The organism is Lelliottia sp. 489 (assembly GCF_050435885.1).
Lineage (GTDB): Bacteria > Pseudomonadota > Gammaproteobacteria > Enterobacterales > Enterobacteriaceae > Enterobacter > Enterobacter nimipressuralis.
Window position 1 is genome coordinate 315,186 of the sequence record NZ_JBNDLC010000002.1, and the last position, 25,543, is coordinate 340,728.

A 25,543-nucleotide genomic window follows, 5' to 3' on the forward strand; every position below is an offset into this window, starting at 1 on the left:
ATAAAACTCCTGTTAATCGTAAAAGAAAAATAAATTCAACGAATTAACAGAGAGCTATTCCCGGAACCGGCAAAAACGGATCGTTGCCGGCGGCCCCGCTGCGGGAGGGGTGAGTGACCATGCGGACGGCGAAACGTCGCTGCATGAAGGGGTATTTAAGGTGATGGTCATGGTCGCAGGAAGCGCGACCACCTGCGTCTGGCCGGGATCTTTTTGCGCCTGATCCGGAACGCAGTGTTTTTCACACAGAGGCGAAATGTTGCTGAGCTCGTGATGAAGCGGCGTGGTCATCATGTCCATATGCTGGATCATGGCGCTTTCGCCGCGCGGGCTCAGGGAGCAATCATGGGACGCAACCGCGACCTGGCTCTGAATCAGCAGCCAGCCGAACGCGAACAAAAACATCAGCAGATGTTTTTTTAGAAAGCGCAGGCGGTAACTCCAGCTGGCATGCATATTCGCGTCGTCGGGTGGCAAAAGGAAGCCGAGTATAAGAACAGCGCGTGTTGAAATTAAAGCTATTTTAAATAGTTTTACGTTCTTAATCCTTTCACGGATAAAACCCTCTAAATATCACAACAATTAATTATCATTTTAATGACATATAATAATCATAGCTTCGGTCAATAGTGTGGTGACACAAATGACGTAGTGGTGGCAAAATATCGTTGATGGCCGTTTTAGTAGTCATTTTATTGATTTTAGTCAGCAAGAACTGCCCATTTATTCGGCACATTTCAACACTTCATTTTTTTGATTTTCCGTGCTCTCTGGGGAGCGCACGTACAGGGGAAACCATGCTTACCGTTATCGAACTCCTTATCGGAGTGGTCGTCATTGTCGGCGTTGCGCGCTACATCATTAAAGGCTATTCCGCCACCGGGGTATTATTCGTCGGCGGTTTAACGCTGCTTATTATTAGTGCGCTAATGGGCCACCAGGTGTTACCGGCCAGCGAAACCAGCACCGGTTATACCGCCACCGATATTGTGGAATATATTAAAATTCTGCTGATGAGCCGCGGTGGCGATCTCGGCATGATGATTATGATGCTGTGTGGTTTCGCCGCGTATATGACCCATATCGGCGCCAATGATATGGTTGTCAAACTGGCCTCAAAGCCGCTGCAATATATTAACTCCCCCTACATTCTGATGATTGCCGCCTATTTCGTGGCGTGCCTGATGTCGCTGGCGGTCTCCTCCGCTACCGGTCTCGGTGTTCTGCTGATGGCGACGCTGTTCCCGGTGATGGTGAACGTGGGTATCAGCCGCGGTGCCGCGGCGGCGATTTGCGCCTCCCCTGCCGCGATTATCCTCTCCCCAACATCCGGTGACGTGGTATTGGCTGCAAAAGCCGCCGAAATGCCGCTGATTGATTTTGCCTTTAAAACCACCCTCCCGATCTCTATCGCCGCCATTATCGGTATGGCGGTTGCGCACTATTTCTGGCAGAAGTATCTCGATAAAAAAGAAAACATCAGCCACGAGATGCTGGACGTGAGTGAAATCACCACCACCGCGCCATCGTTCTACGCCATTCTGCCGTTTACGCCGATCATTGGCGTGCTGATTTTCGACGGCAAATGGGGCCCACAGCTGCACATTATTACCATTCTGGTGATCTGCATGCTGCTGGCGGCGGTGCTGGAATTCGTACGCGGCTTTAACACTCAGAAAGTCTTCTCCGGCCTGGAAGTGGCGTATCGCGGGATGGCTGACGCCTTTGCGGGCGTGGTGATGCTGCTGGTCGCGGCGGGCGTTTTCGCCCAGGGTCTGAGCACCATCGGCTTTATCCAGAGCCTGATCTCGATCGCCACCTCCTTCGGCTCTGCCAGCATTATTCTGATGCTGGTGCTGGTTGTCCTGACGATGCTGGCCGCCATGACGACCGGCTCCGGTAACGCCCCGTTCTATGCGTTCGTCGAGATGATTCCAAAACTGGCGCACTCGTCCGGCATCAACCCGGCCTATCTTTCGATTCCAATGCTGCAGGCCTCCAACCTGGGCCGTACTATCTCCCCGGTTTCCGGCGTGGTGGTTGCGGTCGCTGGTATGGCTAAAATCTCCCCATTCGAAGTGGTGAAACGTACCTCGGTTCCGGTGCTGGTCGGCCTGGTCATTGTGATTATCGCAACAGAAATCCTGGTGCCGGGTACGGTCGCGGGATAAAAGAATGGGCTGGTGGCACTGCGCTAGCCAGGCCTGCCTTACCCTCAGCCCGCGCCGCCGGGCACAAAAAGCGCCTGCGGGCGCTTTTTGTGCTTTAATAAGTTCCTGGAATTAATTTCCCTTTAATCATCAGGAATTCAAATGTTCAGGAAGGATATCATTCTCCGGTTCAGTGCAACCGCCCTTGCCCTGTGCGCCTTCTCAGCACATGCCGCGCCGCTTCAGGCCACACAATATGCCGATTTTGATCGCTACGTCCTTGCCCTCTCCTGGCAGACCGGTTTTTGCCAGAGCATGCACGAACGCAACCGCAATGAGCCTGACGAGTGCCGCCTGCAAAAAGAGAGCACAACCAAAACGGATTTTCTGACGGTTCACGGCCTGTGGCCGAGCCTGCCCAAATCTATCGCCTCGCGCGGGGTGGACGATCGCCGCTGGATGCGATTTGGCTGCGCCACTCGCCCCGTCCCCAACATGCCAGAAGCCAGAGCCAGCCGTAAATGCGCCGCTGCCGAAACCGGGCTATCCTTTGAAGCCGCCGCAAAACTCAACGGCGTAATGCCGGGCGCGGGCGGAGAGTCTTGTCTGGAACGCTATGAATACGCCAAGCACGGCGTCTGCTTTGGGTTCGATCCTGACGCCTATTTTGGCACCATGGTGCGCATGAATCAGGAAGTGAAAAGCAGCGCGCTGGGGAAATTCCTTGCTGATCATTACGGCAAAACGGTTTCTCGCCGCGATTTTGACGAGGCCGTCGCCAAAAGCTGGGGCAACGAATCCGTTAAAGCCGTCAAGCTGACCTGCAACAATAACCCGGCGTATCTCACCGAACTGCAGCTTTCGCTCAAAGCAGCGACCATCAACGCGCCGCTCTCATCGGCGTCGTTTGCGCCCCAGCCGCACCCTGGCAACTGCGGCAAGCAGTTTGTCATTGATAAAGTCGGCTACTGATCTTCTGCCGGGTGCAGCCGCACCCGGCGTTTCATCCTTTTCCCTTATATGACGATAAGCGTCACACTTCTGCTCTCACGCCTCATCTCTCCAGCTAATGCATTATTTATCCGGTAAACAACCCTGAAACCTCCCCGCCATAATCGCGGTGTCATCTACAGGAGAATGTTCACATGGCTAAAAAACTGATTGCGTTGTGCGCCTGCCCGATGGGTCTGGCACATACCTTTATGGCGGCTCAGGCGCTGGAAGAGGCCGCGGTAGAAGCAGGCTACGAAGTCAAAATTGAAACCCAGGGGGCGGATGGCATCCAGAACCGCTTAACGCCACAGGATATCGCCGGGGCGGACATTATTATTCACGCCATCGCGATCACCCCGGAAGACAACGAACGCTTTGAAACGCGGGACGTGTACGAAATTACCCTTCAGGACGCCATTAAAAACGCGGCGGGAACCCTGAAAGAAATCGAAGAAATGATTGCTGCAGAACAACAATAATCCTCCACCTCAGGGGTCCTGGTTATGGCAATTAAAAAACGCAGTGCGGTTCGGTCGGACGGTCACGAAGGCGATACCCTCGCACTTACCCCCGCGCCCGCCGCAACGGGCAATACCTTCTGGAAAGAACTTCCACAGCACATTATGTCGGGAATTTCCCGCATGGTACCTACGCTGATCATGGGCGGGGTGATCCTCGCCATTTCGCAGCTCATCGCCTATGTCTGGCTGGAGATCCCGCCAGATACCGGCATTCTCGATGCGCTGAACTCCGGCCACTTCACGGGTTTTAATCTGTCGGTGCTGAAGTTTGGTTACCTGACGGAATCCTTCGGCGGGCTGCTGTTCAGCTTCGCGATCCCGATGTTTTCTGCCTTTGTCGCCAACTCTATCGGCGGCAAGCTGGCCTTCCCGGCCGGTTTTATCGGCGGGCTAGTCTCCACCCAGCCGACGCTGGTGCTAAATTTCGACCCGGAAAAACTCACCTGGCTTGCCACCAAACCAGTGCCTTCTACCTTTATTGGCGCGTTGATTATCGCTATTGCGGCGGGCTATCTGGTCAAATGGCTGAACAACAAAATTAACCTTCCTCAGTATCTGCTGGCGTTTAAAAGCACCTTTCTGATTCCGATCCTCTCCGCGCTATTTGTGATGCTGGCGATGTATTACGTCATTACGCCTGTTGGCGGCTGGCTGAACGCAGGCATGCGCACGCTGTTGCTGGCCGCAGGCGAGTCTGGCTCGATGATGTACGCCATCGGCATGGCGGCGGCGACCGCCATTGATCTCGGTGGGCCGATCAACAAAGCGGCGGGATTTGTCGGGCTTGGGCTAACCACCGATCACGTATTACCGATCACCTCCCGCGCCGTCGCGATTGTTATCCCGCCGATTGGTCTGGGGCTGGCGACGTTAATCGACCATCGTCTGACCGGCAAACGTCTGTTTAGCCCGCAGCTTTACCCGCAGGGAAAAACGGCAATGTTTCTGGCGTTCATGGGTATCAGCGAAGGGGCAATTCCCTTCCTGCTGGAAAACCCGCTCGCCACGCTACCGGCCTATATGGTGGGCGCCATTGCCGGAGCGATGACGGCAACGGCGCTCGGTGCCGTGCAGTGGTTCCCGGAATCCGCTATCTGGGCATGGCCGCTGGTTACCAACCTGGGAGCCTACATGCTCAGCATTCTGGTTGGCGCGACGATCACCGCCCTGCTGGTGGTGCTGATACGTAACAACATGCATAAGCGCGGAAAACTGTCCGTCGATACGCTGTAACGAGGTCATGAGATGGAATTACTGACACGGCTACGCGCCTGGCTTGCAGCAGAAAATCTGGATGGCGTGCTGATCTCCTCGCGCCAGAACAAGCAGCCGCATCTGGGTATTTCAACCGGTTCCGGTTTTGTTCTGATAACAGATAAAAGCGCGCATATCCTGACGGATTTTCGCTATTACAGCGACATCGCCTCCCGTGTGAGCGGCTATCACCTGCACCTGCTGGATGCAGAAAACCCGCTCACCAGGGTAGTGAACAGGCTGATTGCCCGCGAAGGGATCGCCACACTGGGTTTTGAAGGCGAACAGGTCAGCTGGCAGACCGGGACCCACTGGCGCAATACGCTGGATGCGAAGCTTTGCAGTATCTCCCTCGACGTCTTACGGCAGATCAAAACCGCTGAGGAGATCGCCTCGATTCGCGCGGCCTGCGGGATTGCTGACAGCGCGGCGCAGCATATTCGTCGCGTGATTCAGCCCGGTATGCGCGAGCGCGAGGTGGCAGCGGAACTGGAATGGTTTATGAAGCAACAGGGGGCAGATAAACCCTCCTTCGATACCATCGTCGCCAGCGGAACGCGCGGCGCGCTGCCGCATGGTAAGGCCTCCGACAAAGTGATAAACGCAGGAGAGATGGTCACTCTCGATTTTGGCGCCCAACACCAGGGATATTGTTCGGACATGACGAGGACATTCCTTGTCGCCGGACACGGCCAGAAGCCTGAGGACCATCCTCTCTATTGCGTGTATCAGACGGTGCTTGAGGCACAGCTCACCGCCATCGCCACCATTCGCCCCGGCGTCGCCTGTCACCAGGTTGATACTGCAGCCAGAACGATTATCGAACGCGCAGGGTACGGCCCGCAGTTTGGTCATAATACCGGGCACGCGATTGGTATCGATGTGCATGAGAATCCGAGATTCTCTCCCACCGACACCACCCTGCTTCAGCCCGGTATGCTGCTGACCGTTGAGCCGGGGATCTACCTTGACGGGCTGGGCGGGGTGCGTATTGAGGATGTGGTACTGGTGACGCCCACTGGCGCTGAGGTTCTCTACACCATGGACAAAACGCTACTGACAACAGGGGAACGTTAATGGACACAGAACTTCTGCGCAAACTGAGTGAGGCCGATGCCATCGCCGCCTCTGAACAAGAGGTGCGCGATATCCTGCTGGCTGAAGCGCAACGTTACGCGAAAGAGGTCCGGTTTGACGGGCTAGGCTCGGTGCTCATTCGCGTCAACCGCAGCGACGGGCCGAAGGTGATGGTGTGCGCCCATATGGATGAAGTGGGTTTTATCGTGCGCTCCGTGACAAAAGAGGGGGCCATCGAGGTGTTGCCTGTCGGCAATGTCCGCATGATGGCCCGCACTCTGCAGCCTGTAAGAATCACTACGCGCGACGGCCGGAAAATCCCCGGATTACTGAACGGCGAGACGAAAGGCGAGACGGTAGAGAATTTACGCGTTGATATCGGGGCGACCTGCGCCGACGAGGTGCTGGCGGCAGGCATTGATGCGGGCGATCGGGTGACTTTCGACACCCTTTTTCAGCCCCTTCCTCACGGCCGGGTGATGGGCAAAGCGTTTGACGACCGTCTCGGCTGCTATCTGCTGATTACCCTTTTGCGTGAACTGCACGCTATACCGCTGGACTGTGAAGTGTGGCTGGTTGCCAGCTCAAGCGAGGAGGTCGGGCTGCGCGGCGGACAGACGGCAAGCAGGGTCGTGAATCCTGACCTCGCCCTGGTGCTGGACACCGCCTGCTGGTCCAAAAACTTCGACTACAGCTCAGCAAATCACCGCCAGACGGGAGCCGGCCCCATGCTGGTGCTGTATGACAAATCACACATTGCCCCGCCGAAGCTCACCGCTTTCGTTGAGGAGGTAGCTCTGGCTCAAGGCATTGCGCTGCAAAAAGATATGTTCAGCAACGGCGGCACCGACGCAGGCGCAATCCATCTTTGCGGAACCGGCGTCCCGGCGGTGGTACTCGGGCCGCCGACCCGGCACGGTCATTGTGCCGCATCCATTGCTGACATCCAGGATATTGACCATACCCACCAGCTGCTGGTTGCCCTGCTGGCTCGTCTGAATCGTGAGACCGTGGATCATCTGACGGACTTCAGATGCTGATCTCACGTTGAACGGAGGTAAACATGTTATCGATTGAATTTTTTTGTCCGTTGCCAAACGGCCTGCACGCTCGCCCGGCCTGGGCGCTGAAAGAGCAGTGCAGCGCATGGCGTAGCGACATCCGCTTTATTAACAAGCGCCTGAACACCCACGCGGATGCCAAAAGCTCGCTTGCGCTTATCAGTACCGGTACGCTCTTTAACGACAGCTGTGTGCTTGAAATCAACGGTAGCGACGAAGAGCAGGCCAGACGCGTGCTGGAGCATTACCTCAATGTCGCGTTTATTGATAGCGACAGCATCCCGTCTGGCGATGCGCCTCATATCGCGCATCCCCTTCCCCGCTCGCTGGTGCGGCTCAATCCCCATTTACGCGAGGCCATTACGCTTGCCAGCGGCATTGGCTCGGGCACCCTTCGCCGCTTGCAAAGCGATAACCTCGAGCGCTATCGCCAGCGTCCGGCAAGCCCGGAAGATATCACGCGTCTGGAGCACAGCCTGGCGACCCTCGCTGAACAGCTCAACCAGCGCCTGCGCGGGCTTGATGGCGAGAGTAAAACCATCATCAGTGCTCATCTGTCACTTATTCAGGATGACGAGTTTGGTGCGAATATCCGTCGTCTGATCGTCGAAGAACGCCTGAGCCTGGCGAATGCCATCATTCGCAATATGGAGCAGATCTGCGACAAACTCTCGCTTTCCGCCAGTGATTATCTTCGCGAGCGGGTCAGCGATATCCGCGACATCAGCGAACAACTGCTGAGTATTACCTGGCCTGAGCTTCAGCAAACAACCCCCTTGACCCTCGAGACGCCGACCATTCTGGCGGCAGAAGACCTCACGCCCAGCCAGTTTTTAAGCCTCGACACCCGCCAGCTTAAGGGGATGATCCTGGAGAAAACCGGGCGCACCTCGCACACCCTGATTCTGGCGCGTGCGGCATCAGTGCCGGTGATGAGCGGGATCACGGTGGCATCGCTGGCTGCGGATATCGGCAAACAGGTGATTCTGGACGGCGTGTGCAGCGTGCTGGTGGTGGCCCCTGACGAGGCCGTCAGCCAGTACTACAGCGTGGCGCAGCGCCTCGCCGACAAACGTCATCATCAGCAGATCAAAGACGCCGGGCTTCCCGCAGTGACGCGGGATAATATCCCGGTGGCGATCGCCGCCAATATCGGCAGCGCGCTGGAGGCACCCGGCGCATTTGCCAATGGCGCGCAGGGCGTAGGACTGTTTCGCACAGAAATGCTGTATATGGATCGCGACGCCGCCCCGGACGAGCAGGAGCAGTTTGAAGCCTACCAGCAGGTGCTATTGTCTGCCGAAGGCAAGCCGGTCATCTTCCGCACTATGGATATCGGCGGGGATAAGCAGATCCCCTGGCTCAATATTCCGCCAGAGGAGAATCCGTTTCTCGGCTACCGCGCGGTGCGTATTTACCCTGAGTTTGTCGACCTTTTTCGCACGCAGCTGCGCGCCATTTTGCGGGCCGGTGCGAGCGGTAACGCCCTGCTGATGATCCCCATGGTGCACAGCCTCGATCAGATTTTATGGGTGAAACAGGAGTTGCGAAACGTACAGGAAGCGCTGAAAGCACAAGGGCTACGCCATACCTCCCACCTGCCGCTGGGCATTATGGTCGAGGTGCCTTCGGTCTGCTATATCATCGATCACTTCTGCGATGAGGTGGATTTTTTCAGCATCGGATCGAATGATATGACCCAGTATCTTTACGCGGTGGATCGCAACAACCCGCGCGTGTCGCCGCTCTATAATCCGATCACGCCTTCATTTTTACGCATGGTGCGCCAGATCGTTACCACCGCCCACCGCCACGGAAAATGGGTGGGAATTTGCGGAGAACTCGCCGGAGAACGCCGCTATCTTCCACTGCTTTTGGGGCTTGGGATTGATGAGTTCAGTATGAGCGGCCCGCGCATTCCGCCGGTAAAAGCGCAGCTACGCCAGCTTGAGAGCGGTGCCTGCCAGGCGCTGGCCGACAGTGCCTGCGAATGCCGCAGCGCCGAGGAGATAGAGACGCTGCTCGCCGAATTTACACCGCAAGAGCCGGCCCGCCCGCTGCTGGCGCTGGAGAATATCGTGGTGAACGAACCGCTCGCGTCAAAGGAGCAGGTTCTGCAGTTTCTGTGCGGCAATCTGGCTATTCAGGGGCGCACGGAGAATCCGCTAGAGCTGGAAGAAGATCTCTGGCAGCGCGAAGAAATTGTGACCACCGCCGTGGGCTTCGGTGTGGCCATTCCGCATACCAAATCCCAGTGGATACGCCACTCCAGCATTAGCATTGCACGCCTGGAAAAGCCCATCGACTGGGAGTCAGATATGGGCGACGTGGAGCTGGTGATTATGCTGACGCTCGGCGCGCAGGAAGGGATAAACCATGTAAAAGTGTTCTCTCAGCTGGCGCGAAAACTGGTGAACAAAGCATTCCGCGAGTCTTTGTTTGCGGCAAATACCCCGCAGCAGATCCTCGATTTGCTCAATGCTGAACTCAGCTTCTGACCGCTACTGAAAACGTGCGCGGTACTCACCCGGCGTCAGGCCAAACTGGCGCCGGAACAGTCGACAAAAATAGTCGCTGTCGGGGTAGCCGCAGCGTTTCGCCACTTCGCCCACGGGCAGGTGGTACTTTTGTAAAATCGTACGGGCTTTTGCCATCCGCACCCAGCGCACATAATCGACAAAACTCATGGTTCCATGCTGCGAAAACAGGCGGGAGAGATGATTAGGGGTGATGGTAAACAGCGCGGCGACGCTCTCACGCGCTACCGGCCCGGCATAATTTTCCTGTACCCAATTGCAGATGCTCTGATAGAGAAAATCCCCACGCGATAAACCCGCCTCTGGCCTCGTGGACACCACCTTCCGGCACCAGTGCAATACGCTCAGCGTCAGGGGCTGAATAATGGCCTGGTCCTGCGGCGAGGCGCTCAGATGAGTCAGCGCCATCAGCATCGCCGTGCGCTCGCCCCGCTCCGGATGCGGCAACTCTATTTTTCGCTGCGGATACCCGGTCTGCCCACTACGGGAGTCGTGAAACGCCAGACCGAGCCAGGAAGGGGCAAAGACAAGACTCAGCAGCATGATCGGCTTTTCAAACGTCGACATCGTCACGGCACGGGCGGGAAGAAACAGCATCTCCCCCTGCCCAATCAGCTTTTGCTCCGCGATAAGCCGGTTCTCGTATTCACCACGCAGCACCACCTCCAGCCGTGGCCACTCAATACTCACACTGCCCGCAGGCAGCGTGGCAGGTCGATGCGCGAACCAGACGCGGCCCAGTTGCTGCGGATTGAGTACCAGACCGCTCAACAGGTCGGCAAAAAACTGCTGGTCGGCGGGCAAGGGGCGCTCAGCCATACTATCCCCTGCGCGCATCCGGGCGCACCAGATCCAGGCGGTGATCTTCGCTTATCGAATAGTAAGCCGTTGGGCCTCCCGCTCGCAGAATCGGGTTGGCCTTCGCGGTCTGGAAGATGCCCTCTTCCAGCAGCGACTCGGCGATATGGATCCCGACGACTTCACCCAGTACCAGCCAGCTATCGATGGCCGTTCCATCTGCGCCGGTCAACTGAATACATTGCGACAGCCTACACTCAAAGTTCACCGGACTTTCCGCCACGCGCGGCACTTTGACCAGCGCGCTATCGGCTTTTGTCAGCCCGGCAAAGGCAAATTCGTCTTCTCCGTGAGGAAGGCTGGCCGAGGTTTCGTTCATCGCCTCTGCAAGCTCACGTGTGGCAAGGTTCCAGACAAACTCTTTTGTCTCGACGATATTTCGCACGCTGTCCTTCCAGCCGCTGCTGGCAAACCCAATAATAGGCGGACGGTAATTAAAACAGTTAAAGAAACTGTAGGGTGCGAGATTGGTTTGCCCCGAGGCATTCTGTGAGGCAATCCAGCCGATGGGCCGAGGGCCGATAATGGCGTTCAGAGGATCGTGCGGTAAACCATGTCCCTGCGAAGGCTGATAAAAGTACATTACGCTCTCCGGTGATTAGTCAGAACCTCATTATGCCGTGGGATTTGGCCCGGTACAGCAGCCGCGATGAAATCATTCCGTTCATAAAATTCATCTGCGCAACGAATGTGACATTGATCACTTCAAAGTTGCGTGCACAGCCAGTATCATCAGAACAGATAAAACCCTCGCTGCCAGACGGCGAGGGTTTTCTTTTGGATTGGTTTCTGCGGTACACGCAGCATTAACGACATGGAGTAATAAATGTCCAGACCCACAATTATCATTAATGAACTCGACGCAGAACGTATCGACCGCCTTCTGGAAAAACCAGAGTTTGCTTCACTGCCGGTTGCCGACGCCCTGAACGCGGAGCTGGACCGGGCACAGATGTGTACCCCGGAAACCATGCCGCATGACGTCGTGACGATGAACAGCCAGGTAAAATTCCGCGATCTGACCACCGGCGATGAGCGCACGCGCACCCTGGTCTATCCTGCACAGATGACCGACAGCAGCACGCAGCTTTCCGTTCTCGCCCCCGTCGGCGCCGCGCTGCTGGGCCTGCGTACCGGCGACACCATTCACTGGGAGTTACCGGGCGGCGCCTCCGCGCATCTGGAAGTGCTGGAACTGCTCTACCAGCCAGAAGCGGCCGGCGATTACCTTCGTTAATCTCATCTGAATAAGCGCATAATCGCGTTTCCCAGAGGATGCACCCGCATCCTCTTTCCGTAAAATCACCTTTATTTCCTATAGAAGCCAAAATTATCTTCATCCAGGCTTAATCCGTTTCAACGGCCCAGGGTCTTCTATGGATGAGATAGAAGTCATTTCTCTTATCTATTTAATTTTACTGGCGATTATCGTCACGGCCGTGCTATATCTTGAGCGTCACTGGTAGCCTTTACTCCCACCTCAACTCCGCAAAGAAACGTCAAATAACGCCACGATATGAAAAGTGTCTGACAGATATCAGAAAACCATATTATTTTGTGATTGAATGAATCGAGCGTTTATAAACAAGGAGAAACGGGTATGTATCAGACAATTATTATGCCGGTTGATGTTTTCGAAATGGAACTGAGCGACAAAGCCGTCCGCCATGCTGAGTTTCTGGCGCAGCAGGATGGCGTGATTCACCTCTTGCACGTCCTGCCCGGTTCGGCCAGCCTGAGCCTGCACCGCTTTGCAGCCGATGTTCGCCGCTTTGAAGAGCATCTTCAGCACGAAGCCGAAGCGCGGCTGCAAACCATGGTCGGCCATTTCACCCTCGATCCGTCACGGATTAAAACCCACGTGCGTTTCGGCAGCGTTCGCGATGCGGTCAATGAAATGGCGAACGAACTGAAAGCCGATGTGGTGGTGATCGGCTCGCGTAATCCGTCCATCAGCACCCACCTGCTCGGCTCGAATGCCTCAAGCGTGATTCGCCACACCCATATTCCGGTGATGGTCGTTCGCTAACGCCCAGGTGATGGTCGTTCGCTAACGCCCAAAAGAAAAACCCCGCTAGCGCGGGGTTTTGTCTGGTGCAGGTGGTGCCTTACTTTCTTTTATTATGCTGTTTTGGTGCGAATCAGATAATCAAACGAGCTTAATGACGCTTTCGCCCCTTCGCCGGTGGCGATGATAATCTGTTTGTACGGCACCGTCGTGCAGTCTCCCGCCGCAAAGACACCCTTCACGCTGGTTTCACACTTGGCGTCGATGATGATTTCGCCCATACGGTTACGCTCAACGGAGCCTTCCAGCCAGGTGGTGTTTGGCAACAGACCAATCTGGACGAAAATCCCTGACAGCGGCACGCTGTGCACATCGCCGCTAACGCGGTCGCGATACTCAAGGCCTGTCACTTTGCTGCCGTCGCCTTTCACTTCCGTCGTCTGTGCGTTCAGCACGATATCGACGTTCTTCAGGCTGCGCACTTTATCCTGCAGCACCTGATCGGCTTTCATTTCCGGAGCAAATTCCAGCAGGGTAACGTGTTCCACAATACCCGCCAGATCGATAGCCGCTTCAACGCCGGAGTTACCGCCGCCAATCACCGCCACGCGTTTACCTTTAAACAGCGGGCCGTCGCAGTGCGGGCAGTAGGTCACGCCTTTGGTGCGATACTGATCTTCGCCAGGGACGTTCATGTTGCGCCATTTCGCGCCGGTGGCGATGATCACGCTGCGCGCTTTCAGCACCGCGCCGGAAGCCGTTTCAATCTGGTGTAAGCCACCTTCCTGCGCTGCCGGAACCAGTTTGCTGGCACTTTGGCTATCAATCACATCCACTTCATAATCGCTAACGTGTGCTTTCAGGGCACCCGCCAGCTTTTGACCTTCGGTTTTCGGGACCGAGATGTAGTTTTCGATGTCGACGGTGTCGAGCACCTGGCCACCGAAACGCTCACCCATCAGACCGGTACGAATGCCTTTACGGGCAGAATAGACCGCCGCCGCCGCACCCGCCGGGCCGGAACCGACAATCAGCACGTCGTAAACATCGCGTTTATTCAGCTCTTCCGCCGCACGTTTTTCGGCACCGGTATCAATTTTGGCGACGATTTCCGTCAGCGTCATACGCCCCTGACCAAACTCCTGACCATTGACGAATACCGCCGGAACACCCATCACGTTGCGATCGGTGATTTCGTTCTGGAACACACCGCCGTCGATGGCCGTATGTTTGATGCGTGGGTTAAGCACTGCCATCAGGTTCAGCGCCTGCACTACGTCCGGGCAGTTATGGCACGAGAGCGAGTAATAGGTTTCAAATTCAAAATCGCCGTCGATGTTGCTGATTTGCTCCAGCAGAGCCTGTGCCTCTTTCGACGGATGCCCACCGGTCCACAGCAGCGCCAGCACCAGGGAGGTAAATTCGTGCCCCAGCGGAGAACCGGCAAAGCGCGGCCCCTTGTCAGAACCTGGGTTAGTAATCAGGAATGACGGCTTGCGTACCGCGAGGCTGTTATCTTCTTTAAAGGTCACTTTTGGTGACAGTTCGGCGATTTCCGCCAGCAGTTCCTTGATTTCTGCCGATTTAGCGCCGTCATCCAGCGTGGCAATCAGCTCAACAGGTTTGGTCAGTTTCTCAAGGTAGGCCTTGAGCTGGGTTTTCATGTTGGTGTCGAGCATCGTTAATCTCCTGCTTTACGTTTCCTCATGTAAACCGCCTCTTAGCTGGCGGCCTTCGCGCCCCGGTCACTTATTCCTGGGATTCGCATAGCGCCGCCGCGATGCGGCTTACATGAGATAACGTAAAAATTTCAAAAAAGCGGGTGCCACAATGCACCCGCCAATCGTCGTCAATTTCCTTTGGATTTCGCGCCTGAGCGTGAAAAAGAGGGAAATCTTAGATTTTGCCAACCAGGTCCAGAGATGGAGCCAGCGTCGCTTCGCCTTCTTTCCATTTAGCCGGGCACACTTCACCTGGGTGAGACGCCACGTACTGTGCTGCTTTGATTTTACGCAGCAGGTCAGATGCATCACGGCCGATACCTTCAGCAGTAACTTCGATAGCCTGGATAATGCCCTGCGGGTCAACGACGAAGGTGGCGCGGTCAGCCAGGCCTTCATCTTCACGCATGTTGTCGAAGTTACGGGTCAGGGCGCCAGTCGGGTCGCCGATCATCGCGTATTTGATTTTCGCGATGGTTTCAGAGCTGCCATGCCATGCTTTGTGAGTGAAGTGGGTGTCGGTAGAAACAGAGTAAACGTCCACGCCCAGTTTCTGCAGTTCGTCGTAATGATCCGCTACGTCGCCCAGTTCGGTCGGGCAAACGAAGGTGAAATCTGCCGGATAGAAGAAGAACACGCTCCAGCGACCTTCGGTATCTTTCTCGGTCACTTCGACGAATTCACCGTTTTTGAACGCCTGGTTTTTGAAAGGTTTAATTTTAGTGTTAATCAAAGACATCTGTACTTCCTCCGTGTTTTCGTTGAGATGTAAGGTAACGAACTTTGACTGATGGGGCTAATGCGTTTGCCGTATCAAATCAATCAGTCATACCTTACAACCCGAACCGACAACGTTGTGAATGGTGTTGGGTAGCCCAAAAGTAAAAAGGCCGCCCCAACGGGCGGCCCTGATACCTGAATTCCCCGTAGGTACCTTCAGTGCCAGCCGAAGCTGGCTTTGCGTTGCGCTCTACAGAACCTGAGTCAGGTCGTAACAGCGGTATCGATTACACCACCCGCGCAGGCATTGAGCAATCCACGACCGGGTCATTCCTGTCTATGGCTGTGATAGGTTTTTCCGAATAACGATTTTCACGCCCCTTCTGCCCTCTATTCTCCCGAGGAAATAAATTTGCCCTTGATGCTGTATTTACCCATTATAAAATACAAAATTATTATTAATGCGCCGCAACCCATGCAGTCCAATTATTATTAATAGCCAGAAACATTTTCATTGATGTATTTTATTTAAAGCACATTGTGAAACATAATATTTCAGTCAGCACAAAACCGAGTGTTATCACAAAACACCAGGGCACTATCCAATCAAATTTTATTTAAGGACAACTTTCTTTTTACATGCAGGGGAATTGCTTTATTATCACCACGTCATTCCCGACGAAGTAATGATATGGCAAAAAAAGTCATAAAGAGATTGATTATGTCCATCTATAAATATCCTCTTAAACTGAATGTTCTCGACGCCGCAATAGAGAGAATCGACTGGACGCTCGAAAACTTATCGAAAGTCTGCGTCTCTTTTTCCGGTGGAAAAGATTCCACCATTATGTTGCATCTTACGGCGCAGCGGGCGCGTAAACAGAAACGGAAAATTAGCGTTCTGTTTATCGACTGGGAGGCGCAATTTACTTACACCATCGAACATGTCGAGAACATGCGGGCGCACTATTCCGACGTCATCGATCACTTTTACTGGGTGGCACTGCCCCTCACTACGCAAAACTCCCTGTCACAATTTCAGCCTGAGTGGCAGTGCTGGGAGCCGGGCACCGACTGGGTCCGCCAGCCGCCGGAAGACGCCATTACCGATCCGCACTATTTTGATTTCTATCAGCAAGGGATGACCTTCGAATCGTTCGTCAGAGCCTTTTCCGACTGGTATGCGCAAAAACGCCCTGCCGCGGTGCTGATCGGCATTCGCGCCGACGAGTCCTATAACCGCTTTCTGAGTATCGCCAGCGCCCGCAAACAGCGGTTCGCGGACGACAAACCCTGGACCACCTTTGCCCCCGGCGGACACGCCTGGTACATGTATCCCATCTACGACTGGAAAACCGCCGATATCTGGACCTGGTTTGCCAAAACCGGCTGCAGCTATAACCCCCTGTACAATCTGATGTACCAGGCGGGCGTCCCCCTTCGCTATATGCGCATTTGCGAACCTTTTGGCCCGGAGCAGCGCCAGGGCTTATGGCTCTACCATGTGCTGGAGCCGGAGCGCTGGGCGGCGATGTGCGAGCGGGTCAGCGGTGTGCGAAGCGGAGGCATATACGCGGGTCATGACAACCATTTTTACGGCCATCGTAAAATTCTCAAACCCGATCATCTTTGCTGGCAGGAATATGCCCTGTTATTACTCGACAGTATGCCTGTCGCCACGGCGGAACATTATCGCAACAAAATCGCCGTCTATTTGCACTGGTATCAAAAACAGGGCATGGAAAATATACCGGACACTCAGGACGCGGATATTGGCTCAAAAGACATTCCCTCCTGGCGGCGAATTTGTAAGGTACTTCTTAATAATGATTATTGGTGTCGGGCGTTATCATTTAGCCCAAATAAACCTAAGCATTACCAGCGCTACAGTGACCGAATGAAAACCAAACGCCAGCAGTGGGGAATTTTATGCAACAACGATTAATTAACGATATGGAGCACTATCTGCAATCGCTTTCTGAAGAGAAGAAAATAGAGGCCATCAACGCGTTTCGTCAGGCGATTCACCAGTTCAGCCCCTTTCACGAACAGCCCGTTGACTGCGTACTGTGGATTAAACAAGAAGAGATCAGCGCTAACGACTACAACCCCAATACCGTGGCCCCGCCGGAAAAACGCCTGCTCAGCAAATCGCTGGAGCTGGATGGGTTTACGCAGCCGATCCTGGTCACTGAAAACGGGCCGCACAATTACGAGATCGTGGACGGTTTCCATCGGCGTGAGCTTGGCAGCCACCGGGCGGCGTTAAAACGTCAGTTGAAAGGCTATCTGCCCGTCACCTGCCTGCGTAAAGAACGTCAGGAGAAGTTCGACCGGATGGCCGCCACCATTCGTCACAACCGTGCGCGCGGGCGCCATCAAATCCATTCGATGTCGGAGATTGTCCGGGAACTGATGTTGCTCGGCTGGGACAATGAGAAAATCGGGCTGGAGCTTGGGATGGACAGCGACGAAGTGCTGCGCCTGAAACAGATCAACGGCCTGCTGGAACTGTTCGCAGACCGTCGTTATTCAGACGCCTGGACCGTTAAATAATCACAGCGCGTTCAGGCGCTCGGCCGCCGCTAACAGCGTCGATTCCTGCTTCGCAAAACAGAGACGAATCAGTTTATGCGGGAAGGGATCGGCGCAAAATACCGACAGCGGTATCGCGGCGACGCCCGCCTCTTTGGTCAGCCACTGGCAAAAACTGACGTCGTCCAGATCGGAAATCGCGCTGTAATCCGCCAGCAGGAAGTAAGTCCCTTCGCACGGCAGAATTTCCAGCCGACTGTTGCTCAGCGCATTCACAAACCGATCCCGTCGCGCGCGATAAAATGCCGGTAATTCACGATAGTGCTCCGGTTCGGCGCGGAGCATATCCGCCAGCGCCAGCTGCGCAGGGGTGTTTACAGCAAACGTCAGATACTGATGCACTTTACGCAACTCGGCGCTGATCGCCGCAGGCGCGACGCAATAGCCCACTTTCCAGCCGGTCATGTGATAGGTTTTACCAAACGATGACACCGCGATGGCGCGTTCGCGAAGCTGCGGATGGGCGAGCACGCTGGCGTGCCCCTCGTCTGCAAAACAGATGTGCTCGTAGACTTCGTCGCTCAATACATAGATTTCACGTTCAGCAATCGCCTGCCACAGCGCCGCGAAATCCGCTTTGCGCCAAACAGTTGCCGACGGGTTGTGCGGCGTATTAAGGATAACCAGACGGGTTTTCTCACTCAGCAGCGCGGCGAAAGCCTGCCAGTCGGGGCGAAAATGCGGCGGCTGAAGCGCAACACGTTTGACCACGCCGCCGGAGAGTTCAATGGCTGGCGCATAGCTGTCGTAGCTCGGATCGAAGCAAATCACCTCATCACCGGTACGCACCAGCGCGGTAATCGCCGCATACAGCGCCTCTGTCGCCCCCGCCGTCACCGTCACTTCACTGTTGGCGTCCGGCTTGTAGCCATAGAGTTCTGCCGTTTTATCGGCAATCGCCTCTCGCAGCGGCTGCGCGCCCGTCATCGGCGCATACTGATTGGCCCCTTGCGCCACGTGGTGCGCCAGGCGCTCCTGCAGATAGGTCGGGCCGTCAAAGTCAGGGAATCCCTGCGAAAGGTTGATGGCGTTATGGGCCTGGGCCAGCGCGCTCATCTGCGTAAAGATGGTGGTACCAAGATTGGGAAGTTTGCTTTGCGGAATCAACGGGTTATTGCTCATTGTGTCGTGCCTGCATGTAATACTTATGTTGCTGCCACTATAACACGATGTTAGTCTTTGGCAATCAAGACGCTTAGACGTCTAAATCATATAATTATTCCTGCCGAGAGGGTAAAGGAAAATGACAGACCACCTGCAACTCACACAACTCGTCGACGCCTGCCGCTGGATTGGTGCCAAAGGCTGGGCCCCCGCGACGGGCGGGAACATGTCCGTGCGACAGGACGACACGCTGTGCTGGCTGAGCGAATCTGGCAAAGACAAGGGCAGCCTGACAACGGATGATTTCCTGCAAGTGGAGATCGCCACCAACCGCGCGCCGTCCGGGCGCAAACCGTCGGCGGAAACGGGCTTGCACACGCTGATTTATCGCCTGTTTCCGCAGGCCAACGCGGTGCTGCACGTGCATACGGTCAATGCCACCGTGCTGTCGCGCCTGACCAAAACGGCCGAGCTGCGCATCAGCGGTTTTGAGATGCAAAAATCCCTCAGCGGGCAGACCACCCATCTGGATACCCTCGCTATTCCGGTGTTTGACAACGACCAGGATATTGACGCCCTCGCCTCACGAATCGCCCATTACGCACAGGAAACCCCACTTAATTATGGTTTTCTTCTGCGCGGTCATGGCTTAACCTGCTGGGGACGCGATGTGGCCGAAGCCCGCCGTCACCTTGAAGGCCTTGAATTCTTATTTGAATGCGAAATGCGTTTACGACAACTGGAGAGATTATGATTCGCGCGATTGTGACGGATATTGAAGGGACCACCAGCGATATTCGTTTTGTCCACAATGTGCTATTCCCCTATGCGCGCGAGCGGCTGGCGGCGTTTGTCACCGCCCAGCAGTACGCCGAACCGGTGAAATCCATTCTGGACAATCTGCGTGATGAAATTGCCAGCCCCCACGCCAGCATCAGCGAACTTATCGACACCCTGTTTACGTTTATGGATGAAGACAGGAAATCCACCGCCCTGAAGGCCCTGCAAGGGATCATCTGGCACGACGGATACGCTAACGGCGATTTCACGGGCCATCTCTACCCGGACGTTTTGCCTGCGCTGGAAAAATGGAAAGCGCAAGGGATTGATCTCTATATTTATTCCTCTGGCTCTGTCGCAGCGCAGAAACTGTTATTTGGCTACAGCGACGAAGGTGATATTACTCATCTGTTCAGCGGTTATTTCGATACCCACGTGGGCGCTAAACGTGATGTGCAGTCCTACACCACCATTGCCGCGCAGATCGGCGCCGCCCCGTCGCAAATCCTGTTCCTCTCGGACATTCACCAGGAGCTGGACGCCGCTGAGCAGGCAGGTTTTCGTACCCTGCAGCTGATTCGCGGTGATGACGATGGCGCGAGCCACCACCATCAGGTACACCAATTCGACGAGATTAATCCGGAGCAGATCCCTTCATGAGCGCTTTGACCATTTATTCCGACACCGACACCCGCGCCCCGCTGTGGCACAGCACCGATCCCCGTGATATCGCTGAAAAGCTCAACGCCCGCGGTGTGCGTTTTGAACGCTGGGAAGCCGACCGCGATTTAGGCCGCGATCCCGCACCGGAAACGGTGATTAATGCGTATCAGCACGCGATCGATAAACTGGTGGCGGAGAAAGGCTATCAGAGCTGGGATGTTATCAGCCTGCGCGCGGATAACCCGCAGAAAGAGGCGCTGCGCGCGAAGTTTCTCAACGAACATACTCACGGCGAAGATGAAGTGCGTTTCTTTGTCGAGGGTGCCGGGCTGTTTTGTCTGCACATCGAAGACCAGGTGTACCAGGTGCTGTGTGAGAAAAATGACCTCATCTCCGTACCCGCCGGCACGCCGCACTGGTTTGATATGGGTTCCGAACCCAACTTCACCGCGATCCGCATTTTCGATAACCCGGAAGGATGGATTGCGCAGTTCACGGGAAGTGAAATCGCGGATGGCTATCCGCGACTGGCTTAAGCGCTTTGCCGGGCGGCGCGAACGCTGACCCGGCTTGTTCAGCGGTAGATGCCTTCAGCGCTTCAGTCCGTTCGCATCAACAACCAGCCGCTCCAGCACGATGCCCCATCCACCACGCGTTTGAGTGTTAAATCAGGATCACGCATCACGTTTCGGTCTTCCTCAAAGGATGCCCTAAAAGCATAACCGCACTCAGGCGAATTTCACTTTTGCCACCGCTTCCGGCCACACTACGCCCGTATCCAGCACCCACCCGCTGATCAGCGCCGCAGGCGTCACGTCAAACGCCGGGTTGTAGACTTTCGCCTCTTCCGGTGCCCACTGCACCGCGCCAAAACTCCCGGCAACACCCGTTACTTCGCTGGCCGCGCGCTGTTCGATAGGGATGGCATCACCGTTCGGACAGTTCGGGTCCAGCGTGGTTTGCGGTGCTGCGACATAAAAGGGAATCCCGTGGAATTTCGCCAGTACCGCCAGTGAGTAAGTGCCGATTTTGTTCGCCACATCGCCGTTGGCGGCAATGCGATCCGCCCCAACCCACACTGCGTCCACCAGCCCTTTCGCCATCAGGCTGGCAGCCATGGAGTCGGTGATCAGCTGATACGGCACGCCCAATTCGCCCAGTTCCCAGGCGGTGAGTCTGCCGCCCTGCAACAGCGGGCGCGTTTCATCCACCCAGACACTGGCGATTTTTCCCTGCTGATGAGCAACCGCAATCACCCCCAGCGCCGTACCGACGCCCGCAGTCGCCAGCCCACCGGTATTGCAATGGGTCAGCAGACGGCTTCCAGGCTTCACCAGTTCGCTTCCGGCGCGGGCGATGGCGTCGCAAAGCTGCTTATCCTCATCGATCAGACGCAGGGCCTCAGCGCTCAGCGCAGGGACAAAATCCTCCTGCCACAGCGCCTGCTTCATGCGATCGAGATTGTTCATCAGGTTCACGGCCGTTGGGCGTGACGCCCGCAAAGTGTCGAGGGCCAACGCCAGCTCGTCGCGGCTTTTCCCTGCCTCGGCCAGCAGCGCCAGCAAAAGGCTCGCAGACAGCCCAATCAGCGGCGCGCCGCGCACTCTGAGCGCGTGAATGTGGCCGACCAGCGCCTCTACTGTGGAGGCATCCAGCCAGCGTTTCTCCTGCGGAAGCGCCTGTTGGTCGAGAATAAATAGCTGATTACCCGCCACCCGCAGGCTTGTCGTCTGTAATGTCTGCATGTCGTTAATTCTCTGTTGCGTTGTTGTATCACATTGTGTCAGGATAAAATTCAGATGTATAGACGTCTAAATGTCTTTATTACCAGAACTGATGAGGAACAGGCAATGTCGCAATACCGTACCTTTACCGCCCAGGATGCCGTGGAATATGCAAAGCAGTTCGGCGGCCTTGATGACCCATCATCGCTGGTGGAGGCGCAGGAAGTGGGCGACGGCAACCTCAATCTGGTGTTTAAAATTTTCGATGCCGACGGCGTCAGCCGTATCATCGTCAAGCAGGCGCTGCCTTACGTGCGCTGCGTGGGTGAGTCCTGGCCACTCACGCTGGATCGCGCCCGCCTCGAAGCGCAAACCCTGGTCGAGCACTACCAGCACAGCCCGCAGCACACGGTCAAAATCCACCATTACGATCCGGAGCTGGCGGTGATGGTGATGGAAGATCTCTCCAGCCATAAAATCTGGCGCGGCGAGCTGATTAGCGGCGTCTGGTACCCGCAGGCTTCGCGTCAGCTGGGGGAATATCTCGCTCACACCCTGTTCCACACCAGCGATTTTTACCTCCATCCGCACGTCAAAAAGGCGCAGGTGGCGAAGTACATCAACCCGGAAATGTGTGAGATCACCGAGGACCTGTTCTTTAACGATCCGTACCAGATCCACGAGCGCAATAACTATCCGGCGGCACTGGAAGCGGACGTGGCCGCCCTGCGCAGTGACGATCGGCTGAAAATTGCCGTCGCCTCGCTCAAGCACCGTTTCTTCTCGCAGGCCGAAGCGCTGCTGCACGGCGATATTCACAGCGGCTCGATTTTTGTCGCGGAGGGCAGCCTGAAGGCGATTGACGCCGAGTTCGGCTATTACGGGCCGATCGGTTTCGATATCGGCACCGCCATCGGCAATCTGCTGCTGAACTTCTGCGGTCTGCCGGGCCATCTGGGTATTCGCGATGCCGCTGCCGCCCGCGAGCAGCGCCTGACGGATATTCAGGAGCTGTGGAACACCTTCGCGGAACGTTTCCAGGCCCTGGCGCGTGAAAAAACCCGCGATGCGGCCCTGAGCGTGCCGGGCTATGCGTCAGAATTTCTGAAAAAGGTCTGGACCGATGCTATCGGTTTTTGCGGCACCGAGCTGATTCGCCGAAGCGTTGGGCTGTCGCACGTGGCGGATATCGACACCATTGCGGACGAAGCAATGCGCCACGAGTGCCTGCGCCACGCCATTACGCTCGGCAGAGCGTTGATTGTGATTGCCGACCGAATCGACAGCGCCGAAGAACTCGTGGCGCGTGTTCGCCAGTACAGCTGATTCCGTAACCCTTGCCGGGTGGCGATGTCGCCTGCCCGGCCTGTCACACTTATCCCAGATACTCAATCACCGACAGCCCGCCGTTGTAATCCGTGCTGTAGATAATCCCCTGCGCATCCACAAACACATCGCATGACTGAATCACCTGCGGGCGATGAGGGCGCGTGTCCATCATCTTCTCCGGCGCGGCCGGAACCAGCGCGCCGGTTTCCACCGGGCGGTACGGATTCGAAATGTCGTACGCGCGCACGCCTGCATTCTGGTAGGTGGCGAAAATCAGCGTCGAGCTGATAAAACTCCCGGGCCGGTTTTCGTGCAGATTGTGCGGCCCGAAGTGCGCCCCTTTCGCCACGTAATCTGTCTCTTCCGGCTGCGGAAAGGTCGAGATACTGACCGGGTTCGACGGCTCGCGGATATCAAACAGCCAGATCAGCTTTTCGCCGTCCTCCTGGTTGTCGAGCACCGCTTCGTCCAGCACCACCAGCAGGTCCCGATCGGGCAGCGGCAGCGCGGTATGCGTTCCACCGCCAAACGGCGGGCTCCAGTTGCGATGGCTAATCAATTTCGGCTGGGTTCTGTCCTTCACATCCAGCAGGGTCAGCCCGCCATCGCGCCAGCTGCCGTAGGCCGTATCGCCCGCGATGATCGCATGATGCAGCGCGTAGCGTTTGCCCTCCGGCCAGTTCGGTTGTTCGCCTGCCGCCTGATTCATCCCCGGCAGCCACCAGCGGCCTGCCACTTCCGGTTTGCGCGGATCGGCAAGATCGATAGTCAGGAAAATGTAGTCGGTAAAGCCATGGATCAGCGCCGAGACATACGCCCAGCGCCCGCCGACGTACCAGATGCGATGAATACCGATCCCGTCGAGCGACAAGAAGCTGATTTCACGCGGTTTGTCCGGCGTGGAGATATCAAAAATTCGCAGCCCTGCGCTCCAGCCTTTGTCCTGCACGTCGCTGACGGTGTGCCCTACCTGGCGGGTGTAGTAGACCTTTTCATCGGCAAAACGGGCGTCGGCAAACAGATCGCGGGCGTTGATGACCAGTAACAGATCGTCATGGACCTGGAGATGCACATTCCAGGTGCCGGGCGGCGCAGCCACGTAGCCCGCCGCTTTGGGATTTTTCGGGTCACGTACGTCGACGATGGAAAAGCCCTGCGACACCATATGCCCGATGTAGGCAAAGCCGCGATGGACCATCAGCTGAACGCCGTCCGGGCGACCGCCCTGATCGCTGTGACCGATGAGCCGCATATTGCGGCTGTATTCCGGTGTAGGTAATTGAGAGGACATATCCGTTCCTTTTGCCGGATGGCGGCTACGCCTTCTCCGGCCTACAGAACGTAGGCCCGGTTAGCGCAGCGCCACCGGGCAATATTATTTGCTCTTCGCTTCCAGGGTCGCAAACCACGGCGCGACGAAATCTTCGGTCTGGCCCCAGCCCGGAATGATTTTTCCGAGTGATGCCACATTGACCGCACCCGGCTGGGCCGCCAGCAGTGCCTGTGGAATTGCCGCCGCTTTAAAGTCGTAGGTCGCTGGCGTGGTTTCACCTGCGATTTTATTGGCGATCAGGCGCACGTTAGTGGCGCCAATCAGTTTCGGGTCAACCGCCACGCTCACTTTCCACGGGCTGCCGGATTCACGCATCAGTTGCAGATCCTGGTTCGAAATATCGATGCTGTAGAGTTTGATCTCGGTGCGGCCATTCTCTTTCAGCGCTTTGTAAGCGCCCTGGCTGAAGGCATCCCAGGTTCCCCAGATCGCATCGATTTGGCCTTTCGGGTACTTCGCCAGCACCGCGCCCACTTTGTTCGCCGTATCGCCCTGCACGTCAGAGGACACCGCACCAATCGACTCCAGCTCTTTGATGCCCGGATACTCTTTTTGCAGCGCCTGGTACGCCGCCTGACGACGCTCCATCGGCGGGAAACCCGCGACCCACAGTTTGATAATATTGGCTTTGCCGTTGAAATCTTTCGCCAGCTGGCCGAAGGAGAGATTCGTCAGGGAGGCATCATCCTGCTGAGTGACGGTCACGCCCGGAATCTCACCGTTGACGGCCGTATCAAACACCGCCACTTTGATCCCGGCATCCACGGCCTTTTTCACCAGCGCCGTGGAGTAAGGATCGCGGCCCTGGGAGAGAATAATCCCGTCATATTTCTGGCTGATGGCCTGGTTGACGAAATCCTGGAATTTGGCGTCATCGCCGTTGCTTAAAAAGGTGCTGACTTTAAAGCCGAGCTTTTTCCCTTCCTGAATCGCGCCCGAGACAAACTGCGTGGTGTTGTCGTCGGAGCCAAGGTTGCGGATCACCGCGATACGAATCGGACCGTCATGGTTTGCAATCGCCGCCGGAACGGGTGCTGGGGTGGCCGCGTAACCCGGTAACGCGGTCAGTAACCCCAGCGCCACCAAAGAGAGTGCTATTTTCTTCATTCTGTTAT

Annotated in this window: 25 protein-coding genes; 16 read left to right on the forward strand and 9 right to left on the reverse strand. The window is 56.1% G+C overall.

Features of this window, described 5'->3' with window-relative positions:
- Positions 1–54: 54 nt before the first annotated feature.
- Entirely contained in the window at positions 55–456 is a 402-nt protein-coding gene (locus ABIE11_RS09540) for a hypothetical protein (RefSeq protein WP_100777240.1), read from the reverse strand.
- Positions 457–797: 341 nt separating this feature from the next.
- Between ABIE11_RS09540 and dcuC the strand changes: the two genes are divergently transcribed.
- From dcuC to ptsP, 7 genes are all read left to right on the forward strand, one after another.
- Complete coding sequence (gene dcuC, locus ABIE11_RS09545; protein ID WP_102104185.1) at positions 798–2,171, forward strand: anaerobic C4-dicarboxylate transporter DcuC; 1,374 nt, start codon at positions 798–800, stop codon at positions 2,169–2,171.
- Positions 2,172–2,312: 141 nt separating this feature from the next.
- Positions 2,313–3,122: a ribonuclease I gene (gene rna, locus ABIE11_RS09550; protein WP_429184379.1), complete on the forward strand. Its 810-nt coding sequence runs from the start codon at positions 2,313–2,315 to the stop codon at positions 3,120–3,122.
- A gap of 173 nt (positions 3,123–3,295) precedes the next feature.
- Positions 3,296–3,622 carry a PTS fructose transporter subunit IIB gene (locus ABIE11_RS09555; RefSeq protein ID WP_102104187.1) on the forward strand — a complete coding sequence of 109 codons (327 nt, stop codon included), beginning with the start codon at positions 3,296–3,298 and terminating at the stop codon, positions 3,620–3,622.
- Positions 3,623–3,646: 24 nt separating this feature from the next.
- Entirely contained in the window at positions 3,647–4,897 is a 1,251-nt protein-coding gene (locus ABIE11_RS09560) for a PTS fructose transporter subunit IIC (RefSeq protein WP_107704056.1), read from the forward strand.
- Positions 4,898–4,909: 12 nt separating this feature from the next.
- A complete protein-coding gene (gene ypdF, locus ABIE11_RS09565; protein WP_429184380.1) occupies positions 4,910–5,995 on the forward strand; it encodes an aminopeptidase in 1,086 nt (361 codons plus the stop codon).
- Entirely contained in the window at positions 5,995–7,035 is a 1,041-nt protein-coding gene (gene ypdE / locus ABIE11_RS09570) for an aminopeptidase (RefSeq protein WP_429184381.1), read from the forward strand. Before ypdF ends, ypdE begins: the two co-directional genes overlap by 1 nt.
- Positions 7,036–7,058: 23 nt before the next feature.
- Positions 7,059–9,554: a phosphoenolpyruvate--protein phosphotransferase gene (gene ptsP, locus ABIE11_RS09575; protein ID WP_429184382.1), complete on the forward strand. Its 2,496-nt coding sequence runs from the start codon at positions 7,059–7,061 to the stop codon at positions 9,552–9,554.
- A gap of 3 nt (positions 9,555–9,557) precedes the next feature.
- Here the strand turns inward: ptsP and ABIE11_RS09580 are convergent, their stop codons facing one another.
- Both ABIE11_RS09580 and ABIE11_RS09585 read right to left on the reverse strand, forming a co-directional pair.
- Positions 9,558–10,412 carry a helix-turn-helix transcriptional regulator gene (locus tag ABIE11_RS09580; protein ID WP_429184383.1) on the reverse strand — a complete coding sequence of 285 codons (855 nt, stop codon included), beginning with the start codon at positions 10,410–10,412 and terminating at the stop codon, positions 9,558–9,560.
- Position 10,413: 1 nt separating this feature from the next.
- A complete protein-coding gene (locus ABIE11_RS09585) occupies positions 10,414–11,034 on the reverse strand; it encodes a flavin reductase family protein (RefSeq protein WP_107704061.1) in 621 nt (206 codons plus the stop codon).
- A 243-nt stretch (positions 11,035–11,277) separates the two neighbouring features.
- On the opposite strand from ABIE11_RS09585, the gene rnk reads away from it, so the two are divergent.
- From rnk to uspG, 3 genes are all read left to right on the forward strand, one after another.
- The gene (gene rnk / locus ABIE11_RS09590) at positions 11,278–11,688 is read left to right on the forward strand and encodes a nucleoside diphosphate kinase regulator (protein WP_100777244.1); all 411 of its coding nucleotides are present in this window, start codon (positions 11,278–11,280) and stop codon (positions 11,686–11,688) included.
- Positions 11,689–11,827: 139 nt separating this feature from the next.
- Positions 11,828–11,917 (forward strand): small membrane protein YldA, encoded by a 90-nt coding sequence (gene yldA, locus ABIE11_RS09595; RefSeq protein ID WP_276528585.1) that lies wholly within the window; start codon positions 11,828–11,830, stop codon positions 11,915–11,917.
- Between the two features lie 134 nt (positions 11,918–12,051).
- Complete coding sequence (gene uspG, locus ABIE11_RS09600) at positions 12,052–12,480, forward strand: universal stress protein UspG (RefSeq protein ID WP_100777245.1); 429 nt, start codon at positions 12,052–12,054, stop codon at positions 12,478–12,480.
- 92 nt (positions 12,481–12,572) lie between these two features.
- On the opposite strand, the gene ahpF is transcribed toward uspG, so the two are convergent.
- Positions 12,573–14,138: an alkyl hydroperoxide reductase subunit F gene (gene ahpF, locus ABIE11_RS09605; RefSeq protein WP_429184384.1), complete on the reverse strand. Its 1,566-nt coding sequence runs from the start codon at positions 14,136–14,138 to the stop codon at positions 12,573–12,575.
- 217 nt (positions 14,139–14,355) lie between these two features.
- Positions 14,356–14,919 (reverse strand): alkyl hydroperoxide reductase subunit C, encoded by a 564-nt coding sequence (ahpC, locus tag ABIE11_RS09610; RefSeq protein WP_100777247.1) that lies wholly within the window; start codon positions 14,917–14,919, stop codon positions 14,356–14,358.
- A gap of 702 nt (positions 14,920–15,621) precedes the next feature.
- On the opposite strand from ahpC, the gene ABIE11_RS09615 reads away from it, so the two are divergent.
- Both ABIE11_RS09615 and ABIE11_RS09620 read left to right on the forward strand, forming a co-directional pair.
- Complete coding sequence (locus ABIE11_RS09615) at positions 15,622–16,845, forward strand: phosphoadenosine phosphosulfate reductase (RefSeq protein WP_102104194.1); 1,224 nt, start codon at positions 15,622–15,624, stop codon at positions 16,843–16,845.
- Positions 16,830–17,456 (forward strand): IbrB-like domain-containing protein, encoded by a 627-nt coding sequence (locus ABIE11_RS09620; protein WP_429184385.1) that lies wholly within the window; start codon positions 16,830–16,832, stop codon positions 17,454–17,456. The genes ABIE11_RS09615 and ABIE11_RS09620 overlap by 16 nt, the downstream gene beginning before the upstream one ends.
- On the opposite strand, the gene ABIE11_RS09625 is transcribed toward ABIE11_RS09620, so the two are convergent.
- On the reverse strand, positions 17,457–18,617 hold the full coding sequence (locus tag ABIE11_RS09625) for a pyridoxal phosphate-dependent aminotransferase (protein WP_248859815.1): 1,161 nt from the start codon (positions 18,615–18,617) through the stop codon (positions 17,457–17,459).
- Between the two features lie 121 nt (positions 18,618–18,738).
- Here ABIE11_RS09625 and ABIE11_RS09630 point away from each other — a divergent pair, with 121 nt between their 5' ends.
- The 3 genes from ABIE11_RS09630 to ABIE11_RS09640 are packed head-to-tail and all read left to right on the forward strand — an operon-like array spanning position 18,739 to position 20,578.
- Positions 18,739–19,353, forward strand: coding sequence for a methylthioribulose 1-phosphate dehydratase (locus tag ABIE11_RS09630; RefSeq protein WP_429184386.1), 615 nt, complete (start codon positions 18,739–18,741; stop codon positions 19,351–19,353).
- Positions 19,350–20,039 carry an acireductone synthase gene (gene mtnC / locus ABIE11_RS09635; RefSeq protein WP_429184387.1) on the forward strand — a complete coding sequence of 230 codons (690 nt, stop codon included), beginning with the start codon at positions 19,350–19,352 and terminating at the stop codon, positions 20,037–20,039. The genes ABIE11_RS09630 and mtnC overlap by 4 nt, the downstream gene beginning before the upstream one ends.
- Positions 20,036–20,578 (forward strand): 1,2-dihydroxy-3-keto-5-methylthiopentene dioxygenase, encoded by a 543-nt coding sequence (locus tag ABIE11_RS09640; RefSeq protein ID WP_319423855.1) that lies wholly within the window; start codon positions 20,036–20,038, stop codon positions 20,576–20,578. Before mtnC ends, ABIE11_RS09640 begins: the two co-directional genes overlap by 4 nt.
- 192 nt (positions 20,579–20,770) lie before the next feature.
- Here the strand turns inward: ABIE11_RS09640 and mtnA are convergent, their stop codons facing one another.
- Positions 20,771–21,787, reverse strand: a complete 1,017-nt coding sequence (mtnA, locus tag ABIE11_RS09645; RefSeq protein WP_429184388.1) for an S-methyl-5-thioribose-1-phosphate isomerase — start codon at positions 21,785–21,787, stop codon at positions 20,771–20,773.
- Between the two features lie 105 nt (positions 21,788–21,892).
- Between mtnA and mtnK the strand changes: the two genes are divergently transcribed.
- Positions 21,893–23,092, forward strand: a complete 1,200-nt coding sequence (gene mtnK / locus ABIE11_RS09650) for an S-methyl-5-thioribose kinase (RefSeq protein WP_100777255.1) — start codon at positions 21,893–21,895, stop codon at positions 23,090–23,092.
- 49 nt (positions 23,093–23,141) lie between these two features.
- Here mtnK and ABIE11_RS09655 read toward each other — a convergent pair whose 3' ends face one another.
- The gene (locus ABIE11_RS09655) at positions 23,142–24,386 is read right to left on the reverse strand and encodes an LVIVD repeat-containing protein (protein ID WP_429184389.1); all 1,245 of its coding nucleotides are present in this window, start codon (positions 24,384–24,386) and stop codon (positions 23,142–23,144) included.
- An 84-nt stretch (positions 24,387–24,470) separates the two neighbouring features.
- Complete coding sequence (locus tag ABIE11_RS09660; protein WP_100777257.1) at positions 24,471–25,535, reverse strand: sugar ABC transporter substrate-binding protein; 1,065 nt, start codon at positions 25,533–25,535, stop codon at positions 24,471–24,473.
- Between the last annotated feature and the right edge of the window lie 8 nt (positions 25,536–25,543).